Source organism: Neobacillus bataviensis (assembly GCF_019969725.1).
Window position 1 is genome coordinate 506,267 of record NZ_JAHXYW010000002.1, and the last position, 15,468, is coordinate 521,734.

The following is a 15,468-nucleotide window of genomic DNA, read 5'->3' on the forward strand; positions in this document are numbered from 1 at the left end:
CCAATCAACAACGTTTAAATGCTTCTATGCTAATATGCTGAAATTTAGATACTTGAAATAATCCCCCGTCAGTCAACTTTAATTCTGGAATCACTGGAAGAGCGAGGAAGGATAAGGTTAGAAATGGATTAAAGTGATGGTGCGCTCCTATTTCTTTTAAGGCTTGATTGGTGCTGAATAATCCTGAGTTTACTTCTTGGTAGGAACTTTCCGACATCAAGCCGGCAATTGGCAGCTTTAGCTTGGATAGTACCTGACCCTCTTTAATGACGACAAGTCCACCCTGCATTTCCTTAATTACTTGAGCGGCTAGGAGCATATCCTGATCGTTAGTTCCAGCAATGATAAGATTGTGGGAATCATGGGCAATGGTCGTGGCTATCGCTCCTGTTTTTAACCCCAAGCCCTTCACAATTCCAAGCCCAATGTTCTTGGTCATATGGTGCCTTTCAATCACAGCGAGCTTTAAGTGGTCATTCTTTTTCGATGATTGAAAATGGCCTTCATCGTCTAGATGGACTTCCTCAATTTGATGCTTAGTAATCAAGCTATTTGGGATAATTTCAATAATATTTGCCTTTCTCGTTTTTAAGGGTATTTGGAAATGATCTTCTGTTAATTCCTGAAAGTTGACGGTGCACTTAAGTAATTCTGGGGCAATATGATTTTTTGTTTCTGGAAAATTAATCAGCTTACCATCTCTAACAACACCTATACCACTTTTAAAAACCTGAGTGATTTTGACGCTATCGAGGTCGTCCATGATTAAAAAATCTGCTTTATACCCGGGGGCGATGGCGCCTCTTTCTTCAAGATGAAAGCATTCTGCTGCATTGATAGTTGCCATTTGGATAGCTGTAATGGGGCCGATTCCTGATGAAATTGCAAGCTTGACGTTATGATCAATACTTCCTTCATTCAATAGATCGTCTAAATGCTTATCATCGGTGACAAATAAGCAGCGGCGGGAGTTATGGCTGTTTACGGCGCCAATCAGCTGCCTGAGATCCTTGGCAACCGTCCCTTCCCGAATCATCAAATACATTCCTTTTCTTAACCGTTCTTTCGCTTCTTCTAGCGTGGTGCATTCATGGTCAGTGCGGATGCCTGATGCCATATAGACATTCAAGTCCTTTGGGGTTAGTCCTGCAGCATGGCCATCAATTTTTTTTCCATTATTTTTCGTTTCTATTAATTTATCCATCATGGAAATTTCTGCGTTAAGGACAGCGGGGTAATTCATTACCTCTGCCAAGCCTAGGACTCTAGGATGCTGATAAAATGGTTTGAGGTCTTCCATTAGAAGCATCGCACCGGCATGTTCAAAATTCGTTGCCGGAACGCAGGATGGCAGCATTATGAAAAAATCAAACGGGAGCGCTTCTGTAGAGTCTAGTATGTATTGAATACCGTCCACTCCCGAGACATTGGCGATTTCATGCGGGTCTGCAATTACAGTCGTTACGCCATGAAGGAGAAGTACTTTGGCAAATTCCTTTGGAGTTAACATAGAGGACTCGATATGAACATGCCCATCAATAAACGAGGGGCAGACATAACTGCCATTTGCATCGATAGTCGTAATTCCTGTATAATCACCGATTCCAGCAAAATAACCGTCCACGATGGCAATGTCCCCATACATGATTTCCCCGTTAAAAACATCGACGATTTTTCCATTTTTTATGACCATATCTGCAGGCTTTCTTCCTGATGCGACTGCAATTCTTTTGGTTAACTGATTTTTATCCATAGGGCAACATCCTTTTTTATAAAATGGATAACAATGAGTAATTATTGATCTTAGTTTATCATACGTGGGTAATACAAGTGAAAGACTTCAAAAAAACCTGCCAGCCTGATGAAATTATTATTGCTTGCAGGTTTTTTATAAGAATGTATTTAATCATTGTCCCCATTTCATCGCCACGGTTAAGGTGCAGCAGCTAGCAGGCTGGTTTTGGCTGGTTCGGGTAGTTAGAATAAAGTTTATTCCAGATGGCGTATAATTGGCAGCTACCGGGACCTTCAGTCCAATTGATTTTATTAAACGATCGACCTCAACTTTTTTTCCTTGCTGCGCAGCACTCATCATTTTTTGGGCAAAACCCGCGTCGCCTAAACGATCTAATAAAATACTTCCTTGTTCCATTAATAGACGAAACGAATGAACAGATTGTGAAAATATTTTTATATCCACTGGAGGATAGCTTCGAGGTAATTGAGGGTACATGGCATATACCGGGTAAACAGGCATTGGCGGATAAATCTGGAAGTGAAAAGGGTTATGGTACATCGTAACTCTCCTTCCCTTGATAAAAACAAAAGGCAATATACGGTATGTATTTTAGGTGACATTGGTTCCTGATGAATTAAAATGAATGAAAAAACGATTGGGATTCTTTGATCTCAATCGTTTATTTTTTACATCAACGAATATGAATACTGCCGCTTGAGACATCAAGGTCGATTTTATATTTCCCAGACCCATGTGTTCCTTTGATACTTTTATTGTTGAGATCCTTCGAAGTTAATGGAAGGTCACAGGAGATATTTCCGCTGCTTACATCCCCGTTAAGTGTGAAATCAGCGTTATTTGGTAAATCGAGGCCCACTTCCCCTGAGCTAAGGTCGAGTTTAATCGAATCGACTAATTTATCGATTTGAATATTCAGCTCCCCAGAGGCTACATCCGCCTCGACCGCACCTGTATAATGGGTAATGTCGAGATTACCAGAGGATATATTAAAGGAGCCTGTTTTCGTTTTAAGATAATCGATATCCACATTTCCGGATGAAACATCTTGCTTAAATTTGTTCACACTCAGATTCTTGAGATTCATGTTCCCGGAACCAATATCAACGGTTAACTCATTCAATTTCATTGGTTTGCTTTTTGCGGATCCGGAAAAATTTACATTGCCGGAGCCTAAATCAATTTGCATGTTTTGGTTATAGTCTTCAGGAATGTAGATTTTCAGCTTCTTTTTTTCTGAAAATGGCCCCCAGTTGAACCAATCAAACCACTTGCTTTTAAGCGAAACTTCTACATCGTCTCCATTCTCACGAATATTTAACTTTTGTTTTCCAGTATACACAGCTTTTAAATCATCCCGGTCCTCTGGAATAATGATCGTACTTACGCTCGACACATCTACCTTAATCACCTTGGTATCTGCTGAAACAGCCGCATTACCATCTTGTTTACTCGCACTTAAAGCGTTGAATTGCCAAGAATGATTAAAGATAATATATAAACCGGTAATGACGACTAATAGAAACAAAATTCTTTTCATTTTTTTCCATCCCCTTTTTTTTACATCTTCTATACCTATGATAAGAAATCCTTTGTTTTCTCCCAATGTACCGGAGAATTATTTTCTTCTAAGACCTGAGACGGAAAAGGGGGTGGCTTGATTTTTTTCGATTCACGAAAGACCTGCATCCAATTTTTTAAAATTATGGTATCCTTTTAGTGGAGGTGTTTTTGTTGACGATAAAAAAAATATCGCCCAAAGAGCTGCATGAAAGATTAAAGGATAATGAAAAGGTCCTTTTGCTGGATGTACGGGCGGAAGAGAAATATAACGAATTTCATATAGAGGATCCACAAATTCAAAGTGTTAATATTCCTAAAACGAGTATTTTTGCTCTAGAAGAAACACCAGAGAATTCTCATTTATCCTTACCAAAAGACCAGGAGATTGTTGTCACTTGTACAACCGGTAACTCAGCCGCAAAATGTGCGAATATTTTAGACGGCCGCGATCACAGGGTAATTGTTTTAGAGGGCGGGTTAACGGCATGGAAGGAATATAAGAAATCTCTAAACGACTGATATGGAGAGTTTTTAAATGCTGCAGAAATTAAATAAACAACTAGAAAAGATAATGCCATTCATTACTCCGACGGGCGTTGTGACTGGAGTATTGCTTAGTACTTATTTGAAGGATTTTTCCTTCTTGATTCCTTGGATTTTTGCTTTTATGACGTTTGCCGGTAGTTTAAGCTCCAACTTTAAATCGCTAAAAGATGTTATCACCCATCCATTTCCGATTTTTATAGCCATGCTTGCTCTTCATGTATTGATGCCAATATGGGCATGGGGAGTCGGTCATATCGCCTTCCGGGGTGATGTTTACACAATTACCGGCCTTATTCTAGGAATGGTAATCCCAACAGGTGTAACAAGCTTCATCTGGGTTTCAATATACAAAGGAAACATTCCGCTCGTTTTATCGATTATATTAATAGATACATTGTTATCGCCGATTTTAGTTCCGTACTCCTTGTCCCTATTTGTAAGTCAGAAAATTGATATGGATTTCATTAGTATCATGAAGGGGCTATTCGGAATGATCGTTCTTCCCTCCTTAATTGGAATGTTTTTAAACCAGATGACAAAAGGGAAAATACAGGATCAATTGGGCTCCAAACTCGCTCCTTTTTCGAAACTCGCGATTGGAATTGTCGTGATGCTAAATGGGGCTGTTGTTGCGCCGTATTTGAAACATATTAATTTAAAACTTATCAGTATTATTTTGGTCGTCTTTTTTATCGCCCTATCTGGATATCTGTTATCCTTTTTGATTGGGCGCTTGCTGAAGCAGGACCGCGATACGGTTATTGCATTGACCTTCACAGGAGGGATGAGAAACATCAGCGCCGGGGCTGTGATCGCTGTCTCCTTTTTTCCGGCCGCAGTTGCGGTGCCTGTTGTCGTTGGCATGCTTTTTCAACAAATACTGGCTTCCCTAAATGGACATTTTCTTGACCACTTTTATCAAGAAAAAGCGGAAAAGCAGGAATCAGTTGCTTTATAAAAGGCTGTGTTAAAGGTTATTGTTGATTTTGACACTCTGTTGATTGGAGTGGAAGGCGCGAAGACTCCTCGAAAATGCTATCGCATTTCCTTCGTGCGTGGGCGGATTCGAGGAGGCAATTCAATGTCCTGCGGGAGTACAGGTCTGGGGAGACCCCACAGGCGCAAAAGCGCCGAGGAGGCTCTCCGGCACGCCCGCGAACCGCTCGCGCCTGGAACGGAAATCAACAGAAAAGTTTAAAACAGCCTTATAAAAAAATAGAGAAATCCCCTTACAAATTTTGTGAGGGGATTTCTCTATTTTTATCTTGAGGAAAATCAAACATAACCAACCCATCTTTCTACTATATATTAATTAAACCATCTTTCGGGTCGTAGAATGACGATTGCAAGTTTAACAGAAAAGGAGGTTACCGCTATCGGAAATCTAACGATTGAAAAGATAAATCAAATGAACAAGGATGTTTTCGTGGAAACTTTAGGCTGGATATTTGAGCATTCACCCTGGGTGGCGCAGGGAGCCTGGGAGAGGCAGCCGTTTCAATCACGTAATCATCTCTTCCAAACGATGCTGACGATTGTGCAAAATGCCGAGAAATCCTTGCAATTGACTCTTCTCCGTGCCCATCCTGATTTGGGAACAAAGTTAAAAATGTCGGATGTATCCCAAAAAGAGCAGACGCGAGTTGGATTAGATAAACTATCAAAGGATGAATATGAAGAGTTTGCTGCACTTAACCAGAGATATGTAACGAAATTTGGTTTTCCTTTTATCATGGCAGTGAAGGGGCAAAACAAAGATACCATTCTTTCTGCCATGAAAGAACGGGTGGATTATAGCTTTGAGGCAGAATGTGTTACTGCATTGAATGAGGTGTATAAAATCGCAGGGTTCCGCTTGAACGATTTGATTGAATAAGGGGATGAGATAGATGCAGAGAACGATGTGTTATGGAAAAGAAGCTGTTTGGGTTTATCGGACATACGCTAAACCGCTTACTGAGATTCGGTCGATTCCAGAATCATCCTTTACAGGACGAGAGAATATTCTTTTTGGCATGAATGTGAAAGTTGCAGTAGAAGGGGATGCTTTTCTTTCTTCTTTTAAAGATGGCGATAACACATTAGTTGTCGCAACAGATTCCATGAAGAATTTTATTCTCAAGCATGCAGGGGATTATGACGGAGCAACGCAGGAGGGTTTCTTGGAATTTGTCGCCCATCGTTTTCTTGAAAAATATCCGCAAATGACAGGTATCAAGATTTCGGGTGAGCAAATTTCTTTTGATGAACTTCCTGTCCCAACAAAGGGTGGATTTAAGCCTAGTCCTTTAGTATTTCGCTATTCCTTGAATGAACAGGCCTGTGCGCGAGTTGAAGTGGAACGCTGCGAAAACGGAATCACCACAACAGATCATTGGAGCAGTTTGAAGGGTCTGAAGCTGATTAAGGTGAGAGGCAGCTCCTTTTTTGGCTATGTGAAGGATGAATATACGACACTGCCAGAATCCTTTGACCGTCCGCTCTTTATCTTTTTGAATATCGACTGGCGTTACAACGATATGAATGCTGCCCGGGGACTTACTCCAGAAGGATATGTTGCGGCTGAGCAAATAAGAGATATTGCCCATACGATATTTCACGAGGAAAATTCACCTTCTATCCAAAATCTTATCTATCGTATTGGCAAGAGAATACTGCAGCGTTTCCCACAATTAGTGGAAGTCCGTTTTGAATCCAATAATCGGACATGGGAAACGATCTTAGACGAAATTCCAGCATCGGAAGAAGGAAAAGTATTTACGGAGCCCCGCCCGCCGTTTGGCTTTCAACGCTTTTCGATGACAAGAGCTGATTTGGTAAATGCTGAGGGGCAAGAGGAATGACCGGTAAGCTGACAACCCATGTACTTGATATAAGCATTGGAAAGCCTGCTTATGGTGTCCAGGTGGAATTATGGGCAGCTGGTTCGGATAGCTCATTTGAATGCTTAAAAATCAGCAGCACGAACGAGGATGGCAGGTTAAAACAGCCGCTCCTAGAGGGTGGGTCTATGAAAAAAGGAATCTATGAAATTCGGTTCCATGTAGGAGATTATTTTCGAAATCGCGGTGCTTCAATTGGTGATCCTTCGTTTTTGGATTGTGTTCCTATTCGCTTTGGTATTTCTGATCCTGCATCCCACTATCATGTGCCATTGTTGATATCACCAGGTGGTTACAGCACCTATAGAGGGAGTTAGGGAGGTTTATATGACGAAAGAGCTATGGGTGAAAAATGGCCTTGTTTTTACTGAGGAAGGCTTCCGTGAGGTAAATATCAAAATCATGGATGGAAAAATTGACTCCCTAGAAAAAGCTGAACCAATTGGAGATTGTATTGATGCGGGCGGGTGTCTGGTTGTTCCTGGTTTTATTGATGCACATGTCCACTTTAATGATCCAGGAAGGACCGATTGGGAAGGAATAGAAACGGGCAGCCGAGCTGCTGCTATGGGCGGAACGACCACCATTTTTGATATGCCGCTTAATTGTTCACCGTCAATCACAAGCTTGCAGAATTTGCACGAAAAGAAAGAGTACTTAAGGGAACTTTCACATGTTGACTATGCTCTTTGGGGGGGAATGACCGAGACTAACCTCGATAAACGGTCAGAACTAGCGCAAATGAGCAAGGGAATTATCGCTTGGAAGGCGTTTATGAGTGAGAGCGGGATTGACGATTTTCAGTTCGTATCACCGAATGGATTAACAAAAGCCATGCAGGCGGCAAAGGAGCAAAGTAAAGTTCTCGCCCTCCATGCCGAATGGGATGAGGAGATTACTAGACTTACTGCGTTTTATCAATATCGTGCCGGGATGGATGAAAGGAGAGCCTTTCTCGCAAGCAGGCCAATAGCTGCAGAAGAAAAGGCTGTTAGCTTTTGTTTAGAACTGGCAGCAAAATACGGAACAGCTATTCACATTGTTCACATCAGTTCAGCCAAAGTAGCATTTCTGATTGAGCAAGCGAAGAAGAGTGGTGTGAACGTAACGGTTGAAACATGTCCGCACTACCTTATTTTTAATGAAGAAGATTTCATAGAAAGAGGTGCAATCCTTAAATGTGCACCGCCTTTAAGGCCTCGGGAAGAGGTGGAGGGTTTATGGGACTGTATTAAGAATGGCATAATCGATACGATTGGTTCCGATCATTCGCCTTGTCTAGCTTCCATGAAATCAGCCTCTTCCATCTGGGAGGCGTGGGGCGGAATCCAAGGGGTTCAATTTACTTGGCTTGCTTTAATGGATGAGGCTCTGAAACGAAAGATTGACCTGAAACATATTTTGCCCTTAGGTACCTCTAATGTCGCCGAAAGGTTTGGAATCGCAGCTAGAAAAGGGAGAATTCATCCGGGATTGGATGCAGATTTAGTGTTGATTCGTCTGGATGAAACCACGATTGCGGATAAAAAATCCTTTGGGTTTCGGAATCCTTTTTCTCCTTACGAAAACAGGGAATTTCCCCTCAAAATTAAGAAAACGATTTTACGCGGCAAGGTAATTTATGATGATCAAAAAGGAGTCACAAAAGAAAAATTTGGACTATGCCTCTAACTAAGGGAGAGTTGTCATGAGTCATGTTCCCGCAAATCTAGCAGATGCAATCGAATGGCTAAGTTCATTTGGAGCAGTTTCGGAAGGCGGGGTTACCCGTCTCCTTTACTCCAAGGCTTGGAAAGAGGCTCAACAGACGCTAAAAGAATGGATGGATGAGCTCGGATTTCAAACGTATTATGATTCGATTGGAAACTTGTTTGGAAGATTGTCATGTGGAAATTCAATGAGCCCGACCATACTCGTTGGTTCCCATGTTGATTCGGTTACATTAGGAGGTAAATATGACGGAGCTTATGGAATCCTGGCGGGAATCCTTGCATTAAGCTATCTTAAACAGCAATTTGGAGAGCCAAAGGTGAATCTTGAAATCGTCTCATTATGTGAAGAGGAAGGGAGCCGCTTCCCGATAGCCTGCTTTGGCTCCGGCATGATGACGGGGGTCTATACCTTTCAAGATATTGAAGGTTTAAAAGATTCTGAGGGCACAAGCTTTGAGTCAGCAATGAAGGAAGCGGGCTTTGGGTTTGCCAATTCAGATTATCTGAGACGAAATGATATCGATAGATTTGTTGAATTACATATTGAACAAGGACCAACTCTAGAAAAGCTTCAAAAATCTATCGGTATCGTTCAAACCATTGTCGGGCAAAAGCGGTTTATGATTACGGTAAACGGGGAATCCAACCATGCCGGTACGACATTAATGAAATGGCGGAAAGATCCGCTGCGCGGTGCGGCAGCCATGATTGATGACCTATATAACTTGGCTGAAGGATTCGATGAGAATCTGGTCACAACAGTGGGGCAGCTTTTGGTGGAACCGAATGTATCAAATGTGATACCGAATCAGGTGGTTTTTACAGTGGATGCCAGACATCCAACGGAAGAGGTTTTGAACTCCTTTTGCGAGCGATTTTCAAGCCGTTTTATGGAAATTGCGAAGCAGAAGGGACTGCATATAGAGATAGATAGATGGCATGAGGTTCAGCCAGTGCAAATGGATGTTAAGTTAAATGAAATGATTCAGGACATATGCACGAATCGTAATATTGGCTATCATGTGATGCATAGTGGAGCAGGGCACGATGCTCAACTATTTGCGAGAATTTGCCCAACTACCATACTGTTCGTCCCAAGTAAGGGGGGAATTAGTCATTCCCCGCTAGAATATACCTCGAACAATGAACTAGAAACAGGTCTTGATGTATTAATCGAATTATTACATCAGTTAGCTTATAAGTAGTAAGGAGAGTGCTATTATGAATAAAGACAAAGAAAGAATTGTAAAGTGGGTTGAAGAGCAAGAAGATGAACTGGTTCATTTTTTAGAAAAATTAGTGCAGACTCCTTCGGATAATCCTATTGGAGACTGTTATCCAATTGCTTCTCTCCTCCATCAGCAGTTATACGAACTTGGATTTGACGATGTCTCTTTGTTAAAGGTAGACGATGATGAGGTAAAGGCGAACGGGATGATTAGTTTGGCCAATGTCGTTGCCAAATCCGGATTTGGCATTGGGAATGGTACTAATATTGTATTAAATGCACATGGTGATGTGGTGCCGCCAGGATTAGGCTGGAGTGTTGATCCGTATGGAGCAGAGATTATTGAGGGGAAAATGTATGGTCGGGGAGTGGCTGTTTCTAAATCTGATATTGCTGCTTATACGTTCGCAGTCCAAGCCTTAAAACAGGCTGGAGTCCATCAACCATTAACCGGGCAAGTCGACTTGGCGTTTACATTTGATGAAGAAACAGGTGGAGAAATAGGGCCTAAATGGCTGTTGGAACGAGCGGTTATCAAGCCTGATTTAGCGATTGCCGCTGGGTTTACCTATTCTGCTGTAAATGCCCACAATGGCTGCTTACATTTTGAAATCAAGACAACAGGAAAATCCGCCCATGCTGCCCTTCCTCATACAGGTATTGATGCCATCGAAGCAACCTCACAAATCTTGAACGCTTTATACGAATATCGTAAGACACTCACAGTGAAAAAATCCTCTGTACCGGGTATTGATCATCCAACATTGGTTGTGGGACTCATAACAGGGGGGATTAACACCAATGTGGTGCCTGATGAGTGCAAGATTAGGATTGACCGAAGGCTGATACCGGGAGAGGACGCAGTACAGGCAGAAGGTGAGCTTTGTGAAATTGTGAATCAAGCAGTTGCGCATATCGAAGGTTTAAAAGTAGAAATACGGAAAATCCTTCATGCTGAAAGCTTCGGGCCGGTTTCGGAAGATTCTCCATTAATCGAAGCCTTGAATGCGAATTGGAATTTGCTGATGAAGGGAAAAGGGCAATTATCTATCAACGGGGTTCCGATTTATGCTGACGCCCGCCATTTTTATACGAAGGGCATCCCTACCATTATGTTTGGTGTCGGCCCAAAATTGTTAGAAGAAGCCAATGGACACCGCGCAGACGAAAATATTCGTTTAGAAGATTTGCTTGATGCCACTAAAATTATTGCTTGTACGCTATATGATTTAATGTCGGTATCTTCTTAACGGGAATTAAACAAAAATAGTAGTTCATGTAAGCCAGTGCCTATTTTTAAGGATGCTGGCTTATTATTTTTCTTTTTTCAATGTGGTAAAATTCTTAATAAAAAGGAGCTTTCCAAATATGAACATAATTGACCTGCATTGCGATGCCTTATTGAAACTCCAAGAGGGCCAAGGTACATTTCGTTTTGAGGATGCACCTGAATTAGAAACAAACAAAACCCGGTTACAAAAAGGAAAAATAAAGGTTCAATGCTTTGCAATCTTTATCGACCCTGATATCCCATCTGATCAGAAATTCCAAGTAGCACTGGAACAAATCGATTATTTTTATCAGGAAGTTCTGGGGAAAAACCCTGATATGATACATATTAAAGATTGGTCTGATTTTGATAGTTTAAAAATTGGCCAGATTGGGGCGATGCTAACACTTGAGGGCGTCGATGCGATTGGCAATGATTTAATGAAGCTCCGTATTCTTTATCAGCTTGGTGTTCGTTCGGTGGGTTTGACTTGGAATAATGCCAATCTTGCTGCAGATGGTGCTGGTGAACCGCGCGGCGGCGGATTGACATTGTTAGGAAAAGATATTGTTGATTTAAATAATGAGCATCAGGTACTCACAGATGTATCCCATTTAAGTGATAGAGCTTTTTGGGATGTGATGGAAATCGCCCAATACCCGATTGCGAGCCATTCCAATTCGAGGACGCTTTGCAATCATCTCCGTAATCTTACAGACGAACAGGCTGAGGCAATGTTCCATAAAGGCGGTTTGATTCACGTCGTTTACAATCCACCATTTATAAAAGAAAGTGGTGAAGCAACCATCGCGGATCTGATTAACCATATCGATTATTTCTGTTCATTGGGCGGAGTAAAGCAAATTGGGTTAGGTTCGGACTTTGACGGGATCACGACCTTTATCACTAATTTAGAGGATGCCTCTAAAACTCAAAATCTCATAAATGAATTGTTAAAGCATTACAAAGAGGAAGAAGTAAGGGGATTTGCTTTTCAAAACTTTCTTGACCATAGACCGGGGTTCTCAAAATGAAGGTAAGGGAAAAGGGAATCACCATTGGTAAGTTGCCCTCAGGGGTAAAAAACTGTATCACGGATGTAGAGGGTGTAATGGTTGGCCATGTAACAATGGACTTCCCTTTGGATTCGGCTGGTGACGAATATGCATGTACTGGAGTAACAGCCATACTGCCTCACAAAGGCAATCTGTTTAAAGAAAAAGTGACAGCTGCGAGCTATGTCATTAACGGATTCGGAAAAACAACAGGCCTTGTGCAGGTAAATGAATTGGGCGTCCTTGAATCGCCGATCATGTTGACGAATACCTTTGCAGTTCCTGCCGTGACTCAAGGAACACTCGAGTATATGCTTGCTGGGAATCCGGAAATCGGCGACACCACTGGGACGATCAATATTGTAGTGGGAGAATGTAATGACAGCTATTTAAATTCGATTCGCTTGTTTCCTGTAAAACCTGAACATGCCATCGATGCCATCCAGAACGCATCTGAACACCGAGCTGAGGAAGGCGCGGTTGGTGCCGGCAAAGGAATGATTTGCTTTGGCTACAAAGGCGGGATTGGCTCTTCTTCTAGAATGGTTGAGGAGTATACAATTGGCTGCCTTGTCCTTACTAATTTTGGGAAAAAGGAAGAACTTTTGAGGTTTCGAAATTCTGAAAGGTCTGCATTGTCAGAGACCTCCGATGGTTCGATCATCATCGTGCTGGCAACAGACGCACCATTAAGTGACCGGCAATTACAGCGTATTGCAAAAAGATGCGGAATTGGCCTAGGTCGAACGGGCAGTCATTTTAGCCACGGAAGCGGGGATATCGTCATTGCTTTTTCAACGGCTCATAAAATAGCGCATTTTTCGGATGAGGTGACGGAAATCCGTAAACAGCTTCGTGAAGACCATCCAATCATAAACCAGCTATTTGCAGCTGCTGCTGAAGCGGCGGAAGAGGCAATCTTCAATTCTCTATCGCAGGCAAATACGACTAAAGGCAGAGCCGGACGAATCGTCCACCATATCGACTTACTAAAAGAGGAGTAAATAACGTGTACCTTACCATAAAAGAAACAGCAGAATATTTATCGATACCGGAGCAGACTGTCAAAAGTCTAATCCAGCAAAAGAAAATCCGCGCCCTCTTTAACGGCAGCGAATATTTAATTTATAAAGAACAATTCAACACTCATTTAAAACAAATGGAAAAATACAAACAACTCGTAGAAGAAATATTAAGCGAACCCATTCCAGAAGATTTAGATGTAAAGGATGAGGACTAGTGAGGGAAATTTTTTTAAAAAGAATTTATGAACCTTTTGATGAGATGGATGGCAGCCGCATTTTGATTGACCGGGTGTGGCCGCGGGGGATGTCGAAGGAAGCAGCGAAGTTAACCCATTGGTTTAAGGATATTTCCCCAAGCCCTGAGCTTCGGAAATGGTTTTGTCATAAACCTGAGCTATTTGATGAATTCCGCAGTAAATATATTGATGAACTCCGGACTGACGAAAAGAAGCTTCAGCTGATCGAGCAAATTATGGATGCCTCCGCAAATAATAAAGTAACTTTACTTTATGGTGCAAAAGATCCAGTGTACAATCATGCTCGCGTTTTGCAGGAAGAGCTTAATAGAAAAAGACAGATAGGAAATGGTTATGTTGAATAAAAAGATTGCATTATCCTGGAGCGGCGGGAAGGATGGATGCATGGCATTGCACCACTTAGTGGAGCAGGGTTATGAGGTTGCATGCTTACTTACGACCGTTCCAGTCGAAATCGGGAGAACCTTTGGTCATGGAGAAAAAACCGAAATGATCAAGCTTCAAGGAAACTCGTTAAATATACCCGTACATTTTATCGCATGTTCCTTTGATCATTATACTGAAGACTTTATTAAAACTCTTAAACAACTAAGAGATCATTATGATCTAAGCGGTATTGCATTTGGAGATTTATATTTTGATCCTCACCGTGAGTGGGGAGAAAAAGTTGCGGAGGCCGCCGATGTTAATGCTATCTATCCCTTATGGATGAAGCAGGAAGAGGCCTCGCAGGCACTTGAAGATTTTGTTCGAAGCGGCTATAAAGCTGTGGTTATTCGAGTAAGAGAAGATATTTTAGATGAGTTGTGGCTTGGCAGAAAAATAGATTCTTCATTTGTTAAGGATATTCTGGTTACTGAAAGTTGTCCGATGGGCGAAGCTGGTGAATACCACACCTTTGTTTATGATGGTCCATTATTTTCAAAAAGAATTCAGCTTGAAAAAGGAAAAATTATTACCCTTGAAACTACAAAGAAATTAGAATTTGAGTATTTTTGTCTAACGGACCATGACTGATAAATATTATTAAAAACTAGGCTGTGTTAAACGATATTGTTGTTTTTTATACTCTGTTGATTGGAGCGGAAATCAACAGACAAATTTAACAGAACCAAAAACTAAGAAATATTATTGTATTCTTTATACCACTCGACAAACTTTTTGATTCCCTCTTTAACAGAAGTTATAGGTTTATAGTTAATATCATTTACTAAGTCGTCAATATCAGCATATGTTTCGAGGACATCGCCTGGCTGAAATGGTAATAATTTCATAACAGCATTCCTTCCGAGGTGTTCTTCGAGCACTTGGATAAAGTCATTAAGGTTTACTGGATGATTGTTACCAATGTTATAGATTTTATAATAAGAATTAGATTTGTCAGGCGGTCCTTTTTTTATAAGTCGATATATGGATTCTATTACATCATCAATATAGGTAAAGTCTCTTTTCATATTTCCATAGTTATAAACCTCGATAGGTTCTTGATTCATGATGGCATTCGAAAATGTAAAGTATGCCATATCCGGTCTGCCCCAAGGTCCGTAAACTGTAAAAAAGCGAAGCCCGGTTGTAGGGAGTTGATATAATTGGCTGTATGAATAAGCCAATAGCTCATTAGCTTTTTTTGTAGCACCATATAAGCTAACCGGATTATCAACACGATCATTTACAGAAAACGGTATTTTTTTATTGTTCCCGTAGACAGAACTTGATGATGCATAAATTAGATGTTTGATTTGATATTTTTTACAGCAGTCAAGTATATTTGCAAATCCAACAAGGTTTGATTGGATATACACGTGGGGATTTTGCAGACTGTATCTTACTCCTGCTTGAGCTGCCAGATTAACAACAATGTCAATGTTATATTGGTCAAAGATACTTTCCAATAACTCGAGGTTTTCGATGGAACCTTTAATGAATGAAAAATTTGGATAGTTTGCTAGAATGCTTAATCTATCATATTTTAAAGTTGTGTCATAATAATTATTTATATTATCAATACCAAGCACATGGAAACCTTCATCTAACAAGCGCTTAGAAAGATGGAAACCTATGAAGCCTGCACAACCAGTGACAAATACGCCTCCAGTTAATCTTTGCACGTTTATTCCTCCAATTCTATTTAACCAAATGCTGCTGGGGATAAACAGTTCGACACAGCAGAAAAC

General features: G+C 41.1%; 17 protein-coding genes. 13 read left to right on the forward strand and 4 right to left on the reverse strand.

What is annotated here, in order from left to right:
• Nucleotides 1-4: 4 nt before the first annotated feature.
• The 3 genes from ade to liaG all read right to left on the reverse strand — a co-directional run bounded on the left by ade (nt 5) and on the right by liaG (nt 3,296).
• Nucleotides 5-1,753 (reverse strand): adenine deaminase, encoded by a 1,749-nt coding sequence (ade, locus tag LC455_RS07255; protein ID WP_223589427.1) that lies wholly within the window; start codon nt 1,751-1,753, stop codon nt 5-7.
• Nucleotides 1,754-1,906: 153 nt separating this feature from the next.
• A complete protein-coding gene (locus LC455_RS07260; RefSeq protein ID WP_223589428.1) occupies nt 1,907-2,296 on the reverse strand; it encodes a hypothetical protein in 390 nt (129 codons plus the stop codon).
• A 133-nt stretch (nt 2,297-2,429) separates the two neighbouring features.
• Nucleotides 2,430-3,296: a LiaG family protein gene (gene liaG / locus LC455_RS07265; protein WP_223589430.1), complete on the reverse strand. Its 867-nt coding sequence runs from the start codon at nt 3,294-3,296 to the stop codon at nt 2,430-2,432.
• 185 nt (nt 3,297-3,481) lie between these two features.
• On the opposite strand from liaG, the gene LC455_RS07270 reads away from it, so the two are divergent.
• The 13 genes from LC455_RS07270 (at nt 3,482) to LC455_RS07330 (ending at nt 14,311) form a co-directional block, all read left to right on the forward strand.
• Entirely contained in the window at nt 3,482-3,838 is a 357-nt protein-coding gene (locus LC455_RS07270) for a rhodanese-like domain-containing protein (RefSeq protein ID WP_223589847.1), read from the forward strand.
• A gap of 16 nt (nt 3,839-3,854) precedes the next feature.
• Nucleotides 3,855-4,823 (forward strand): bile acid:sodium symporter family protein, encoded by a 969-nt coding sequence (locus tag LC455_RS07275; RefSeq protein WP_223589432.1) that lies wholly within the window; start codon nt 3,855-3,857, stop codon nt 4,821-4,823.
• 378 nt (nt 4,824-5,201) lie between these two features.
• Nucleotides 5,202-5,741, forward strand: a complete 540-nt coding sequence (gene uraD, locus LC455_RS07280) for a 2-oxo-4-hydroxy-4-carboxy-5-ureidoimidazoline decarboxylase (RefSeq protein ID WP_223589434.1) — start codon at nt 5,202-5,204, stop codon at nt 5,739-5,741.
• A gap of 13 nt (nt 5,742-5,754) precedes the next feature.
• On the forward strand, nt 5,755-6,708 hold the full coding sequence (gene pucL, locus LC455_RS07285; protein ID WP_223589436.1) for a factor-independent urate hydroxylase: 954 nt from the start codon (nt 5,755-5,757) through the stop codon (nt 6,706-6,708).
• Entirely contained in the window at nt 6,705-7,064 is a 360-nt protein-coding gene (gene uraH, locus LC455_RS07290) for a hydroxyisourate hydrolase (RefSeq protein WP_223589438.1), read from the forward strand. The genes pucL and uraH overlap by 4 nt, the downstream gene beginning before the upstream one ends.
• A 10-nt stretch (nt 7,065-7,074) precedes the next feature.
• Nucleotides 7,075-8,418, forward strand: a complete 1,344-nt coding sequence (allB, locus tag LC455_RS07295; protein WP_223589440.1) for an allantoinase AllB — start codon at nt 7,075-7,077, stop codon at nt 8,416-8,418.
• Nucleotides 8,419-8,434: 16 nt separating this feature from the next.
• The gene (allC, locus tag LC455_RS07300) at nt 8,435-9,664 is read left to right on the forward strand and encodes an allantoate deiminase (protein ID WP_223589442.1); all 1,230 of its coding nucleotides are present in this window, start codon (nt 8,435-8,437) and stop codon (nt 9,662-9,664) included.
• 16 nt (nt 9,665-9,680) lie between these two features.
• The gene (locus LC455_RS07305; protein WP_223589444.1) at nt 9,681-10,937 is read left to right on the forward strand and encodes an ArgE/DapE family deacylase; all 1,257 of its coding nucleotides are present in this window, start codon (nt 9,681-9,683) and stop codon (nt 10,935-10,937) included.
• A 118-nt stretch (nt 10,938-11,055) separates the two neighbouring features.
• On the forward strand, nt 11,056-11,991 hold the full coding sequence (locus LC455_RS07310) for a dipeptidase (RefSeq protein WP_223589446.1): 936 nt from the start codon (nt 11,056-11,058) through the stop codon (nt 11,989-11,991).
• On the forward strand, nt 11,988-13,016 hold the full coding sequence (locus LC455_RS07315) for a DmpA family aminopeptidase (protein ID WP_223589448.1): 1,029 nt from the start codon (nt 11,988-11,990) through the stop codon (nt 13,014-13,016). The genes LC455_RS07310 and LC455_RS07315 overlap by 4 nt, the downstream gene beginning before the upstream one ends.
• Nucleotides 13,017-13,021: 5 nt before the next feature.
• A complete protein-coding gene (locus LC455_RS07320; protein ID WP_223589450.1) occupies nt 13,022-13,252 on the forward strand; it encodes an excisionase family DNA-binding protein in 231 nt (76 codons plus the stop codon).
• Complete coding sequence (locus LC455_RS07325) at nt 13,252-13,638, forward strand: DUF488 domain-containing protein (protein WP_223589451.1); 387 nt, start codon at nt 13,252-13,254, stop codon at nt 13,636-13,638. Before LC455_RS07320 ends, LC455_RS07325 begins: the two co-directional genes overlap by 1 nt.
• Nucleotides 13,628-14,311 carry a diphthine--ammonia ligase gene (locus LC455_RS07330; protein WP_317851414.1) on the forward strand — a complete coding sequence of 228 codons (684 nt, stop codon included), beginning with the start codon at nt 13,628-13,630 and terminating at the stop codon, nt 14,309-14,311. The genes LC455_RS07325 and LC455_RS07330 overlap by 11 nt, the downstream gene beginning before the upstream one ends.
• A 101-nt stretch (nt 14,312-14,412) precedes the next feature.
• Here LC455_RS07330 and LC455_RS07335 read toward each other — a convergent pair whose 3' ends face one another.
• A complete protein-coding gene (locus LC455_RS07335) occupies nt 14,413-15,402 on the reverse strand; it encodes an NAD-dependent epimerase (protein ID WP_223589453.1) in 990 nt (329 codons plus the stop codon).
• Nucleotides 15,403-15,468: the final 66 nt, after the last annotated feature.